Annotated in this window: 12 protein-coding genes; 7 read left to right on the top strand and 5 right to left on the bottom strand. The window is 40.7% G+C overall.

Features of this window, described 5'->3' with window-relative positions:
- Window positions 1-67: 67 nt before the first annotated feature.
- Window positions 68-1,093, bottom strand: a complete 1,026-nt coding sequence (locus tag ACE01R_RS10010) for a lipase secretion chaperone (protein WP_395550863.1) — start codon at window positions 1,091-1,093, stop codon at window positions 68-70.
- A 153-nt stretch (window positions 1,094-1,246) separates the two neighbouring features.
- Here ACE01R_RS10010 and truB point away from each other — a divergent pair, with 153 nt between their 5' ends.
- From truB to ACE01R_RS09995, 3 genes are all read left to right on the top strand, one after another.
- Complete coding sequence (gene truB / locus ACE01R_RS10005; protein ID WP_395550862.1) at window positions 1,247-2,155, top strand: tRNA pseudouridine(55) synthase TruB; 909 nt, start codon at window positions 1,247-1,249, stop codon at window positions 2,153-2,155.
- A gap of 16 nt (window positions 2,156-2,171) precedes the next feature.
- A complete protein-coding gene (locus ACE01R_RS10000; RefSeq protein WP_395550860.1) occupies window positions 2,172-2,945 on the top strand; it encodes a sulfite exporter TauE/SafE family protein in 774 nt (257 codons plus the stop codon).
- A 131-nt stretch (window positions 2,946-3,076) separates the two neighbouring features.
- On the top strand, window positions 3,077-3,538 hold the full coding sequence (locus tag ACE01R_RS09995; protein ID WP_395550859.1) for a hemerythrin domain-containing protein: 462 nt from the start codon (window positions 3,077-3,079) through the stop codon (window positions 3,536-3,538).
- 80 nt (window positions 3,539-3,618) lie between these two features.
- Here the strand turns inward: ACE01R_RS09995 and ACE01R_RS09990 are convergent, their stop codons facing one another.
- The 3 genes from ACE01R_RS09990 to serA form a co-directional block, all read right to left on the bottom strand.
- Window positions 3,619-4,497, bottom strand: coding sequence for an EamA family transporter (locus ACE01R_RS09990; RefSeq protein ID WP_395550858.1), 879 nt, complete (start codon window positions 4,495-4,497; stop codon window positions 3,619-3,621).
- A 164-nt stretch (window positions 4,498-4,661) separates the two neighbouring features.
- Complete coding sequence (locus ACE01R_RS09985) at window positions 4,662-5,555, bottom strand: EamA family transporter (protein WP_395550857.1); 894 nt, start codon at window positions 5,553-5,555, stop codon at window positions 4,662-4,664.
- A gap of 117 nt (window positions 5,556-5,672) precedes the next feature.
- Window positions 5,673-6,905 (bottom strand): phosphoglycerate dehydrogenase, encoded by a 1,233-nt coding sequence (gene serA / locus ACE01R_RS09980; RefSeq protein ID WP_395550856.1) that lies wholly within the window; start codon window positions 6,903-6,905, stop codon window positions 5,673-5,675.
- A 357-nt stretch (window positions 6,906-7,262) separates the two neighbouring features.
- Between serA and ACE01R_RS09975 the strand changes: the two genes are divergently transcribed.
- The 4 genes from ACE01R_RS09975 to ACE01R_RS09960 all read left to right on the top strand — a co-directional run bounded on the left by ACE01R_RS09975 (window position 7,263) and on the right by ACE01R_RS09960 (window position 12,192).
- Window positions 7,263-8,672 carry an FAD-binding oxidoreductase gene (locus ACE01R_RS09975; protein WP_395550855.1) on the top strand — a complete coding sequence of 470 codons (1,410 nt, stop codon included), beginning with the start codon at window positions 7,263-7,265 and terminating at the stop codon, window positions 8,670-8,672.
- Window positions 8,673-8,783: 111 nt separating this feature from the next.
- Window positions 8,784-9,161, top strand: a complete 378-nt coding sequence (locus tag ACE01R_RS09970; RefSeq protein WP_395550854.1) for a hypothetical protein — start codon at window positions 8,784-8,786, stop codon at window positions 9,159-9,161.
- A 94-nt stretch (window positions 9,162-9,255) separates the two neighbouring features.
- The gene (locus tag ACE01R_RS09965) at window positions 9,256-10,719 is read left to right on the top strand and encodes an AbiH family protein (RefSeq protein WP_395550853.1); all 1,464 of its coding nucleotides are present in this window, start codon (window positions 9,256-9,258) and stop codon (window positions 10,717-10,719) included.
- A 243-nt stretch (window positions 10,720-10,962) separates the two neighbouring features.
- The gene (locus ACE01R_RS09960; protein ID WP_395550852.1) at window positions 10,963-12,192 is read left to right on the top strand and encodes an MFS transporter; all 1,230 of its coding nucleotides are present in this window, start codon (window positions 10,963-10,965) and stop codon (window positions 12,190-12,192) included.
- Window positions 12,193-12,378: 186 nt separating this feature from the next.
- On the opposite strand, the gene ACE01R_RS09955 is transcribed toward ACE01R_RS09960, so the two are convergent.
- Window positions 12,379-12,684, bottom strand: coding sequence for a DUF3817 domain-containing protein (locus ACE01R_RS09955; RefSeq protein ID WP_395550851.1), 306 nt, complete (start codon window positions 12,682-12,684; stop codon window positions 12,379-12,381).
- Window positions 12,685-12,687 lie beyond the last annotated feature (3 nt).

Genomic DNA, 12,687 nt, shown 5'->3' with positions numbered 1-12,687 from the left:
TTTTTTTTTATTCATATAAACATGTGAATAAGGTGATAGTCTGATCACCTTATGAGCTACAGTGCGATTACTCGCTATAGGGTAATTTTCCTCCCTGATCATGAATTGATTCAAAAGTTCCGACTCGAAGCTGTTCCTCAGGTTGACTGAAATGCTGAGCTTTTAATTGTTGAACCGCTTGTTGCTTGGCATTGTCACTCATGCCACTTTTCATAATATTGTCACGTTCATTCAAATAGTTATTGACCTTGTTTTTCCAGTCACTGCGCTGAACATCTAATTTTTCCAAACGTTGCGTTGCTTCAGGGCCGACCAGATTCATACGCATGCGATGGATTTCATCTGCAGAACCCCCTCGTGCCTTAATGTCTGCAGTGAGTTTTCTTAAGTCTTCTAATTTATTAAGTTGTTCAAGGTTTTCTTTCCAATCTTCAGGAAGCTGGTTGAACAGATCTTTTAATTTTTGTGCTTTCTGGGCTTCATTTAATTTTTTATCCGCCAGCACGGTCATACGGTTCAAGGTATATTCATGATAAGTATCTTCAGTACCGAATAAACCTTCAATTTCATAATCGGAAAAAAGTTGTTTACGTAAATTTTTCATCTCTGCATAAACGCTTTGATAATATTTAGGATCTTCCTTGTCGATATTGGGTGCTTGTAAATTACCCAGTTTTTGTCGGTAATTCATATAACGATCCCACAAATCTAGAATTTGTGTCAGTGCCGGAGCTTTATAATTTTGCTGGATATAGGCTTTGAAATCATGTTTGATTTGCTGGATATCCTTTTCCCCATACTGAGTAATGAAATATTCAAAACAGTTGCGGGTCTGTTCATTCACAATTAAACGATTGGCATTGTCCAGGCGTAATTGGCAGTTTACTTCAGTATCTTGCTGACTATGGCTCATCCATGCCCGATCAGCAGTTGTACTGGCTGGTTGAGGTAGTACAGGATTGCTCTGAACATCCATTGTTTGTACTGACTCTGTTTTTTCGGCAACGGACTGAGAGGGAGCTAACCAAAGTAATAGTGCTCCCAGGCAAGCAATGATCAGCGCCAAAATAATCCATAACTTATATTTCTGCATTTCCTATGCGACCTTCTTATTTGTTCTGTTTTTATAAGTCTAAAAATAGGACTCAATTTGACATTAAATAAATAAATGAATCGTAGAAAAGTTGTAAATACTGACAAGCGGTTGTTACCATGTCAGTCGTTTCAACTTGCTTGATCTTTCATTATGAAAAAGACTTCACCTAAAATTCAACGCCGACCGATTAGCGGTGTTTTTTTACTGAATAAGCCTTTGGGTATCAGTTCAAATGCTGCCTTACAAAAAGTACGCTGGTTGTATCGGGCACAAAAGGCTGGGCATACTGGTGCTTTAGATCCTTTAGCTTCGGGTCTGTTGCCGATTTGTCTGGGTGAAGCGACTAAATTTTCACATTATTTACTGGATTCAACCAAGCGTTACCAGACCACCATTCATTTGGGCCATAGCACAACAACGGGTGATGTAGAAGGTGAGGTACTGTTGGAACAAGCTGTGCCTGCATTGACGGAAGAAAAAATAAAACAGGTTCTGGAAAAATTTGTTGGCGATATTCAGCAAGTTCCGCCAATGTATTCGGCGCTGAAAAAAGAAGGACGTCCACTGTATGAATTGGCACGTAAAGGGATAGAAATTGAACGGGAAGCACGTCCGATTCATATTTATGCCCTCGAATTACTCTCTTTTACTGAAAATAGTATTACCCTTGATGTGACCTGTTCTAAAGGTACCTACATTCGTGTATTGGGTGAAGATATTGCCCAAGCCTTGGGGGCATTTGGACATCTGACTTATTTGCACCGGATTAAAACCGGTCATTTCGACCTGATTCCCGAATACACCATTGAATATCTGGAAAGCCTGACTGAACCGGAGCGTGAAGCATTGTTGCTCCCGGCTTATGCACCTGTTGATCATTTTCCTAAAGTTCAGGCTCCTGAAGGACGTGCTGAATATTTTAGCCGTGGTATGGAAAGCAATATTGAGCATGCTGCGGAAGCTCAGGTGTTGGTGTTTGATGGTGAAAAATGTTTAGGGCTGGCTGAAATTACCGACCGTAAGCGTCTGGTTCCGAAACGCGTGTTAAATCTCGAGTAAGTATTGAAGTAAATTTATGGAAATTGAAATTATCTTAAGCCTTCTGTTTTTTGCATTTTTTGCCGGTGCGATTGATGCAGCAGTAGGAGGGGGCGGGTTGATTCAAATTCCGGCAATTATGAATGCCATGCCGCAACTGTCGCCGGCAACCGTGTTTGGAACCAATAAGCTGTCCTCTATTTGCGGTACGGCATCGGCAGCCTATTCATTTGTGCGTAAAGTCAAACTGCGCTGGAAGCTGCTGGCGATTATTGCCAGTTGTGCTTTTGTCAGCTCTTTTGCCGGGGCTGCCTGTGTCACCATGATTCCCAAAGAAGTGCTGCGTCCTTTTGTACTGGTCATGCTGATTGTGATTGCCATCTATACCTTTATGAAAAAGCAGTTTGGACAAGTGCATGTACGACAGGAATTAACCCCGAAAATCTTGCTGCTGGCTGCTGTGGGTAGTCTCGCAATTGGTTTTTATGACGGAATTTTTGGTCCAGGTACTGGCAGCTTTTTCATCTTCTTTTTTATCCGTTACCTGCAAGCTGACTTTTTGCATGCCTCAGCCTTGTCCAAGGTCGCCAATTTAACCACCAACCTGGCAGCACTGAGCTTTTTTGCGCCGACTGGCCATGTCCTGTTTGGCTTGGGACTGATGATGGCTGCGGCTAATGTGGCAGGTTCGATTGTTGGTGTGCGGGCCGCATTAAAATATGGCAGTGGTTTTATCCGTATTCTGTTTTTAATTTTGGTCAGTATCCTGATTGTTCGTTTGGGCTATCAGACCTTTACTGGACAGGCTTAAACAAAAACCGAACAGAGTTAGACTTTTCTCGGATGCTGAAAGCGATAGTATAAAAATCCAGCAGATTTATTTGCTGCACAATAATTAAATTCCATATTGCATATCGTTCAGCATCAGAGGTCATGATCAGCATGAATATATTTGAGGCATTACGTGAAAGTCATAAAATCCAACGCGAACTTTCTGAAAAATTAATCCAGACTTCAGGGGACAGCACAGAGCGTCGCGAGCTGTTTGAACAGCTTAAAAACGAACTGTTTGCCCATGCCGTGGGCGAAGACCGCTATTTTTATATTCCCTTAATGATGACTGATTCGGGTCTAAACATTACCCGGCATGCTTTGTCAGAACATCATGAAATAGATGAATTACTCGAGCAGTTAACAGAAACTGAATTTAGCAATCATGGCTGGCTGGTGACTGCTAAAAAACTTTCAGAAAAAGTCCATCATCATTTACAAGAAGAAGAACATGGTTTTTTTCAGCAAGCCGGAAAAATCTTGGATGAGAAGCAAAAAGAAAGTTTAGCCCAGCAATATTTGGCTGAATATAAAAAGTATAAACAGGCAGATAAGGACAGTTTGACTGGATAAGGATTGAAATCTATCGGAATGGTAAAAGACGGCAGTTGCCGTCTTTTTTATGTTGCATCAATACTTGAATTTGCTGTTATTTAACTTGCAGCAGAATCCACTTTTTTCTGTGAAGAACGGAAGGTGACACCGACTGAAGCCAACATAATGCAGATCAGTGCCAACCATTGCCACATGCCAATGCTTTCACCCAGTAACAGCATACCAGTAATTGCAGCCAGTGCAGGGGATAGGCTGGATAGGGTGCCATAACTGAGTTTGCTGAGAATCTTTAAAGCTTTTAAATCCAGTGCATAGGGAATGGCGGTTGCCAGTACTGCAATTGCCAAGGCTTTGGGCCAGTATTGGGTTTGCATTAATGCCGGTGCATCGTGATACAGTCCAATCGGTAATAGCGTCAACGCAGACAAACTGATAGCAATGGTTAAAGCGTGCATGCCAATATTTTGATGCACCACTTTCTGTCCAAAATAAATATAGAAAGCCCAGCAAAGTCCCGCCGCTAAAGCACATGCTGCACCAATCAGCGAGAAGTTATCGCCACTGGCTTGTCCCCATGGCACCATCAGCACGATACCTAAAATTGCCAACAATACCCAAATGTAGTCGCTACGATTTTTAATTGAAAGCAGTGCCAAGCCGAGCGGGCCGATGAATTCAAGTCCAACGGCAATCCCTTGGGGGAGTTTACCCAGTGACATATAAAACAGTATGTTCATCAAACACAGTGCTGCACTATAACACAGTAAATCACGCCATTTTAAAAAAGACAGGCGCGACAAAATTGTCCATGAACGGAACATGACCCCAATAATGATTGAGGCAAAACTTAGTCTTAAAATGGTCACGGTCAATGGGTCGAGCACCAGGAACAACTGTTTGGCAAACGATGCACTGATTTGATAGGAGATCATGGACAGAACCATGAACACTACGGCAAGAAGTTGAGAGTTTGGCATGAGGCACGCAGTTAAATGGTCCGTCGAATAGACCATGTTTCAGGTGCGCACAGTATAGCGGTTAATGGTGATTTTTTGAGTTTTTACTGGGGGAAATTTTAAATTCAAAACTTTAAATTTAATCAATCATTAATGCATGATGGTTTGATGGATTTGAATTTAAATTACCCATTTTTTAATTTGTCTGCGATTTTACTCTTGGCTTGCTGAGTGGTGTAGGTACAGCCAATCGAAGCCGTGATAATGACAGCAAGTGCTAACCACTGTGTCCACAGCAGTTGTTCATGCAGGAAAATAAAGCCCGAGAGTGCGGCAACTGCAGGTTCCAGACTCATCAGCGTACCGAAACTCAGCGCGCTTAAGTTACGTAGCGCAATCATTTCCAATGTAAAGGGTAGGGCGCTGGCAAGGGTTGCCAAAGCCACAAAATACAACAGACTTATTGGTTCAAAGGCATGTGCAGGAATACCGGCAAACAGAGCAATCGGCATCAGCACTAACATACCGACAAACATCCCTAAGCAGACAGTGTGATTACCTGAAATGCCAGAAGGTTTTTGACCTGCAATTATATACAGTGCCCAACAAGCACCTGCAGCAAGCGCAAGTAAAATGCCGATGGGGTCCAGACGTTGAGCGGCTTGATCAAAAGGGAACAATAAAATCAGCCCAAGTATGGCCAGTCCAACCCAGACAAAATCAAATTTACGTCGGGCAGCCAAAAGAGCAACGCTTAAAGGACCAATGAATTCAAAAGAAACGGCAATGCCGAGGGGAAGGCGATCAATCGACAGGTAGAACAGCATGTTCATACCAGCCAAGGCACAACCATAGCTGATAATCGAGGGCCATTTGACCTGCCGGAAATTGATCTGCCAGATTTTAAAAATCAGAGCCAAAATGAGCGAGCCTAATAACAGGCGCATGGCTGAAACAGTCAGAATGGGAAATTGACCGAACAGATATTTGGCGAAAGAGCCGCTGCTTTGCATGCTGATCATGGCAATCAGCAAGATCAGCGGTGCCTGTACAGCAGGGGCGATTTTAAAACTTGGCATAACTAAATTTGTTTCGATTGCTCGAATAGCGGGAGATTGGCAAAATGCCAGATTTTAAAAATCTTAAAAAATAAAAAACCACAGCACGAATGCTGTGGTTTTTTAGAAAATCTTAAATTAGAACAATACGCGAACGCGGATAGTACCTTCAACTTCGTGAAGTGTATCTAGCGCTTCTTTAGATGCAGTCGCATCTACGTCCATCACTAAGTAACCGACATCACCTTTAGTCATTAATGACTGACCAGAGATGTTGATGCCGTGTTCAGCAAACAGGTTGTTGATTTTAGAAAGCACGCCAGGAATGTTTTTGTGAATGTGCAGTAAACGGTGTTTACCTTCAGTCAATGGCAATGCGATTTCTGGGAAGTTCACAGCAGAAAGCGTCATACCTTTATCTGAGTAAGCAACAAATTTCTCTGCAACTTCAAGACCGATGTTCGCTTGCGCTTCCATGGTTGAACCGCCCACGTGAGGAGTCAAAATCACGTTGTCCAGGCCACGAAGTGGAGAAACAAATTCTTCACCATTCGCTTTAGGCTCTTTAGGGAATACGTCCACTGCAGCACCTGCAATGTGACCAGATTTGATTGCATCAGCAAGATCTTCAATGATTACACATGTACCACGTGCAGCATTAATGAAGATAGAACCTTCTTTCATTTGAGCAAATTGTTCTTTACCCATGAAGTTACGCGTAGATGGAACATCTGGAACGTGTAGAGATACAACGTCTGCATTTGCAAGTAACTCGCCCATAGTACCCACTTGACGTGCGTTACCCATAGGAAGTTTGGTTACTGCATCATAATAAATGACATTCATACCCATGCTTTCAGCAAGAACTGAAAGTTGAGAACCGATTGAACCGTAACCGACGATACCTAAAGTTTTACCACGAGTTTCATACGAACCTACTGCAGATTTGTTCCAGCCACCACGGTGAGTAGAAGCAGATTTAGCAGGTACGCCACGAAGCAATAAAATTGCTTCAGCAAGTACCAGTTCAGCTACTGAACGGGTATTTGAATATGGTGCGTTAAATACTGGAATACCACGAATCATCGCAGCATTGAGGTTCACCTGGTTGGTACCGATACAAAAACAGCCAACAGCGATCAGCTTGTTGGCTGCTTCAAATACTTCTTCAGTCAACTGAGTACGTGAACGAATACCGATGAAGTGAGCATCTTTTACCGCTTCTTTCAACGCTTCACCCTCAAGCGCAGTTTTACGGTAGTCGATGTTGGTGTATCCAGCAGCATTTAAAGTGTCGATTGCGTTTTGATGAACGCCTTCTAACAACAAGAAACGAATTTTATCTTTAGGTAGAGAAAGATGTTGGCTCATTACGGCTCCGCTACAAAGGCCAAATTTAGTCGCGATATGATAACATATGACAAGGGTCTATATACATTTCCTTTATGACGCAAAGGATAGGTATTTTTGCCATACATACTGCCGTACATTACAGATTTTGGTCTAGCTAAGGCTGTAATTTTTAAGGCGAGATTGTGAAAATGCTTATTTCCGCAGGGTTTCAGTGGAAAATGTCTTATAATGCTGCACAGTGAAAAGTGCCACAGTCATGCTGCTGGTTTTATGTTCACAATCAGTCTAAGACATCATTTTCTTGTGAATCCTTTTACAAATGAATGCTCTATAGACCATCCACCACTTGTATATTTCTTGTTAGGTCTGCAAACGATGAATGCTCCAGTCGCTTTAACACCTGAGTTATTAACCCAATTGACAGCCATTGTTGGCGAAAACCGCATTAAGACAGATGCGGATAGCCTGCAAAACTGGGGTCGGGATCACACTAAACATTTCGATCCAAACCCGTCGGTCATCGTTTTTCCATCTAGCACAGAACAAGTGCAACAGATTGTAAAACTTGCCAACCAGTTTAATGTGGCAATTACCCCATCAGGTGGTCGTACCGGTTTATCTGCGGGTGCTGTAGCAGCCAACGGTGAAATCGTGGTGAGCATGGAGAAGATGAATCAGATTCTGGAATTCTTCCCGGCAGACCGTATGGTCCGTGTACAAGCGGGTGTAGTGACTGAACAGTTGCAGAACTATGCTGAAGAACAGGGCATGTACTACCCGGTAGATTTCGCATCTTCAGGTTCTTCACAAATTGGCGGTAACATTGGTACCAATGCCGGCGGTATTAAAGTGATTAAATACGGCATGACCCGTAACTGGGTGCTTGGTCTGACTGTTGTGACCGGTAAGGGTGATATCCTGCGCCTGAACAAGGGCATGATCAAAAACGCGACCGGTTATGCACTGCAACATTTATTCATTGGTGGTGAAGGCACTTTAGGTCTGGTGACTGAAGCTGAAATCAAGCTTGAGCGTCAACCGCATGACTTGCAAGTGATGGTTTTAGGCGTACCAGACTTTGATGCAATCATGCCGGTACTGCATGCATTCCAGAACAAAATTGATTTAACTGCATTTGAATTCTTTGGTGAACTCGCAATGCAGAAAGTACTGGACAATGGTCACGTACAACGTCCATTCGAAACGGCTTGTCCATTCTATGTGTTGCTTGAATTTGAAGCACCATTTGAACCGATTATGGATGCGGCGATGGAAATCTTCGAGCATTGCATGGAACAAGGTTGGGTGCTTGATGGTGTCATGAGCCAAAGCCTAGAACAGGTACATAGCTTATGGCGTTTACGTGAAGATATTTCTGAATCAATCGCGCCGTTCACACCATACAAAAATGACATTTCAGTACTCATTACCCACGTTCCTGCATTCATTAAAGAAATTGATGCGATTGTGGCGGAAAATTATCCTGACTTTGAAATTTGCTGGTTCGGTCATATTGGTGACGGTAACTTGCACTTGAATATCTTGAAACCTGCTGACTTAAGTAAAGATGAATTCTTTGCCAAATGTCAGGTGGTGAATAAATACGTGTTCGATACTGTGAAAAAATATGACGGTTCGATTTCTGCGGAACATGGTGTTGGTATGACCAAAAAACCTTACCTCAATTACACCCGTTCTGAAGAAGAAATTGGCTACATGAAAGCCTTGAAACAGGTATTTGATCCAAACGGTATTATGAACCCGGGTAAATTATTTGATCTTTAATATTTAACCTGTAAGTTCTATGCGCCGATGACTACATAACTGTTATCGAGTATGAAAAAAAGGCATGGCATCATAGATGCGATGTCTTTTTTTTATGGGGGATATTTCCCAATGTTACGTTTACTCTCTACCTGTATCATTTGTTTGGGGTTAATGTCGGGCTGTGCCACGACCAAAAAACTAGCGTCTAAAGTAAATATAGGTTCATCCGATACCCCAATGGCTCAGGTATTAAAAGAGCGTCCGGAATTACATAAAAATCTGACTACAGTCGATGTGCGACAATATTTTAACCGCGCCGAGTCACCTACAGCAGCACAGGTGAAAGTGACTGAAACCGGATTAATGGATGATTCTGTCCGTTCAATCCGTACCACTTATAGCTTTAAAAATATAAATGGCAATTGGAAAAAAACGGGGACACAGACCGAATATCAATGCCAACGCAGTAAAAATAGCAAAGCATTTCAAACGGCAAAATGTCCTTGATGAGTTTTTAATTCAGGAATGCTATTTCGGCCATTATGTCGCATAAAAAGCGTATCGATTGATGCGCTTTTTTGCGTTTGGGGATACAAGAACAATGAATATTTTGATTGTGGGTAATGGTTTTGATTTGTCGCACTATTTGCCGACAAAGTATGATCATTTTATGGATGTGATGACCGCTATAGAAGAAAAAGATACAGGTGGTAAAAAAGGTAATTTGGAGGTCAACTCTTTAAAAAAATGGATGGATTTACTTGATGATATGTTTGAAAGAAAAAAAGATGAGCCACCTTTAAGCTATCAGATGAATTTTGATGAATTGTTTTCTAAAACTCGTGATCCCAACTTTATAGAAAAAACAAAAGAGTTCTATTTGACTGAAAATATTGAAATTTGTGCGAAAGATATTGTAAAAATTCAATATCGTCTAGAGCTTAATTGTTGGTATCAATATTTTAAAAAACATGTAAAAGATGTTAAGACCTGGATTGATTTTGAGCAAAAAGTTGAAAGTGCTTTGGCACTTGTATTTAGATTTATAAGAAAAATTGATACAAAGTTTGAAAAATATGGAAAACTAGAGCCGACACTTAAAATTTTAACAAACACAAATTCTGATAAAGAGGATAATACAATTTATATCTCTGAATTAGAGATGGCTCTGCTTGATAAGTTAAAATTATGTGAACTTAATAGTAATTATGGAAAAGTAATAAGTGGTGGATTAGGGGCAATGCCTGATAATCGGAGAGGCTTTATAAGTGTTAATTGGTTTTATGTTGAAGAAAAAATTGATTATGGTTTTTCTGCTGAAAAATATATATCTTTTTTAAATAATCAATTAGAGGAATTTATTGAAATATTTAATCTTTATGTAAACTTAGTCGTTGATAAATTAAAAACAACAAATTCATTTATAATAGATAGCGAAAATTGGCAAAAACCTGAAAAAATATTTTCTTTTAATTATACAAATACATATCAACGAATTCATGACAATATAGAGGTTGATTTTTTACACGGTTCATCAGGAGAAGAGCAAAATATTGTTTTAGGTGTTTCTGATTTAACGGATGAATCTTTGGAGAAGCTTAAAGCTTATGGATTTACCAAATATCATCAAAAGCTTTTCAATGAAACGGATTATTTATTCTTAGACTCATATAAGTCAGATGTTGCAAAGCATAAAAGAAAAATTGAATATTTTGAAAAAGATTTTGGTTCTCATGACCCATTGGCTAAAAAATTCGAAAGACAAAATTTAATGGAAGATCAAAGTAAGCTTAATTTAAATATAAGTATTTGGGGGCATTCATTAGATTTATCAGATGAGGATTATATAAAAGATATTTTTAGTCTAAATGATGATGATATAGATCGAAATGTTCGGGTAATTATTTATTACTTTGATAAAAATGCAAAGTTTGCTTTATTAAACAATTTATTGGCAATTCTAAAGAAAGATAAAGTAGAGCGATGGATGAAAAATAAATGGCTAGTTTTTAAGCCAAATCCAGAAATTAAATTTAATGAAATGATTGCGGAAAAAACAGCTTAAAGACAAGAAAAACCGTCTCTGCTAAACTACACCTACTCAACCAAGTAGGTGTATTTGTTTGAGATCAACTATTCTCACGATTTTTTATTTAAACACCTTGTGAATATGGTGTTTTAAGTCACTTATAACCAAGTGCATTTCCCAAACTTTAATTTAAATACTCAATGCTTGTCATTGGGCTGACGCTTCTCTCCCTAAAAATAGTGCGTAGCTCTACAAGCCTAAAATATATGTAGAAAAACAATGCAAAATGTTCAAACTACCACCTTAAACCGTGCCACGCTGATGTTTCCATTGGCATTGGTCCTGTTTGAATTTTCCGTCTATATCGGTAACGACCTGGTTCAACCGGCCATGCTCGCCATTACCAAAGACTTTGGCGTCAGCAGTTCATGGGCACCATCTTCCATGTCGTTTTATCTGCTCGGTGGGGCATGTGTGGCATGGTTACTCGGCCCATTGTCCGACCGTTTGGGACGAAAAAAAGTGCTGCTCGCAGGTGTGTTGTTCTTTGTACTGTGCTGCTTGTTGATTTTACTGACGAAAAATATTGAAAGCTTTTTAGCACTACGCTTTTTACAGGGTATAGGCTTAACTGTTATTTCCGCTGTCGGCTATGCCGCCATTCAGGAAACCTTTGAAGAACGCGACGCAATTAAAGTCATGGCGCTAATGGCCAATATTTCTTTGCTTGCACCCTTACTGGGTCCTGTGATTGGCGCATTCCTGATTGATCACGTGTCATGGCATTGGGGTTTTATTGGTATCGCATTTTTAGCCTTTTTAAGCTGGTTTGGACTGAAAGCCAAAATGCCGGATACAAAGCTGAGCATTCCAAAACAGCCATTCAGCTACATTCTGGATGACTTTAAACAGGTCTATAAAAACAAGCGCTTCTTAATCATGACCTTGGCATTGCCGATGATTAGCATGCCGCTGATGCTGTGGATTGCACTTTCACCTGTGATATTGGTAGAAGAACTGGGTTTTAGCAGTATGCAATATGGCCTGGCACAGTTTCCGGTCTTGGGTGGATTAATTGTCGGTAATATAGTGCTGATTAAAATTATCGACAGACTGGCTTTGGGGAAATCGGTGCTGATTGGCTTACCGATTATGCTGCTCGGAACCCTAGTTTTACTTGCCGGTGTGATCTGGCAGGATTATCTGATCTGGTGCTTAATTACAGGCATGACCTTGATTAGCTTTGGTGAAGGCATCAGTTTTTCCGTGCTGTACCGTTTTGCGCTGATGTCATCGGAAGTTTCCAAAGGTACAGTCGCAGCCGCCGTTTCGATGCTGTTGATGTTCAGCTTCTTTATTATTATTGAACTGGTTCGGGTGATGTATGAGCAATACCATCTTTGGGCCTATGCGGTGGCCTGTTTTATTTTAATTGCACTGTGGTTTGGTTTCCCTCGAGCAATGCTCAAAGAAATTTTAAAAGAACGTGTCGAGAAGGGGGAGTTTTAGGAAAAGCTCCTTCTGCCTGTGGGAGATGAAATTCTATATTTACCTCCCCTAACCCCTCTTGAAAGGAGGGGAATATACCCGCTTGAAATCAGCATTTTCTTCCTGTAGGAGATGAAAAATATTCCGCAAGGGATGAGAGGGCGCTTTATTATTCGCTAAAAAAGAAAATAGCCCGTTAATAAAAAACTATACCTCGGATTCAGCGACTGGCTGTTCAAAGCTCTTTAATTTACGGTCGAAAATAAAAGTTCCAAACGGTAAAATGGATGCGATTAAGCCCAGAATAAACATGGTAATCGACCATTTCTGTCTTTCGCACACGATAAACAAAACAATTAAAAACAGGATAAACAGTACGCCGTGCCCCATACCGACATATTTCACCAGGATCGGATTATCCAGCATATATTTCATCGGCATGGCGATGAAAAGAAGCAACAGAAAGGAAATACCTTCTAAAAGACCGACAACACGTAAAGTTTGAATATTCATGGT

Source organism: Acinetobacter sp. BSP-28, from assembly GCF_044130285.1.
In the GTDB taxonomy this organism is placed as follows: Bacteria; Pseudomonadota; Gammaproteobacteria; order Pseudomonadales; family Moraxellaceae; genus Acinetobacter.
The sequence above is the reverse complement of the archived record's forward strand: the minus strand, read 5'-3'. Positions and strand labels throughout refer to the sequence as shown.

Coding starts and splice junctions, on each gene's coding strand:
- ACE01R_RS10010 (WP_395550863.1), bottom strand. CDS start 1,093: ATGCAGAAATATAAGTTATGGATTATTTTGGCGCTGATCATTGCTTGC.
- truB (WP_395550862.1), top strand. CDS start 1,247: ATGAAAAAGACTTCACCTAAAATTCAACGCCGACCGATTAGCGGTGTT.
- ACE01R_RS10000 (WP_395550860.1), top strand. CDS start 2,172: ATGGAAATTGAAATTATCTTAAGCCTTCTGTTTTTTGCATTTTTTGCC.
- ACE01R_RS09995 (WP_395550859.1), top strand. CDS start 3,077: ATGAATATATTTGAGGCATTACGTGAAAGTCATAAAATCCAACGCGAA.
- ACE01R_RS09990 (WP_395550858.1), bottom strand. CDS start 4,497: ATGCCAAACTCTCAACTTCTTGCCGTAGTGTTCATGGTTCTGTCCATG.
- ACE01R_RS09985 (WP_395550857.1), bottom strand. CDS start 5,555: ATGCCAAGTTTTAAAATCGCCCCTGCTGTACAGGCACCGCTGATCTTG.
- serA (WP_395550856.1), bottom strand. CDS start 6,905: ATGAGCCAACATCTTTCTCTACCTAAAGATAAAATTCGTTTCTTGTTG.
- ACE01R_RS09975 (WP_395550855.1), top strand. CDS start 7,263: ATGAATGCTCCAGTCGCTTTAACACCTGAGTTATTAACCCAATTGACA.
- ACE01R_RS09970 (WP_395550854.1), top strand. CDS start 8,784: ATGTTACGTTTACTCTCTACCTGTATCATTTGTTTGGGGTTAATGTCG.
- ACE01R_RS09965 (WP_395550853.1), top strand. CDS start 9,256: ATGAATATTTTGATTGTGGGTAATGGTTTTGATTTGTCGCACTATTTG.
- ACE01R_RS09960 (WP_395550852.1), top strand. CDS start 10,963: ATGCAAAATGTTCAAACTACCACCTTAAACCGTGCCACGCTGATGTTT.
- ACE01R_RS09955 (WP_395550851.1), bottom strand. CDS start 12,684: ATGAATATTCAAACTTTACGTGTTGTCGGTCTTTTAGAAGGTATTTCC.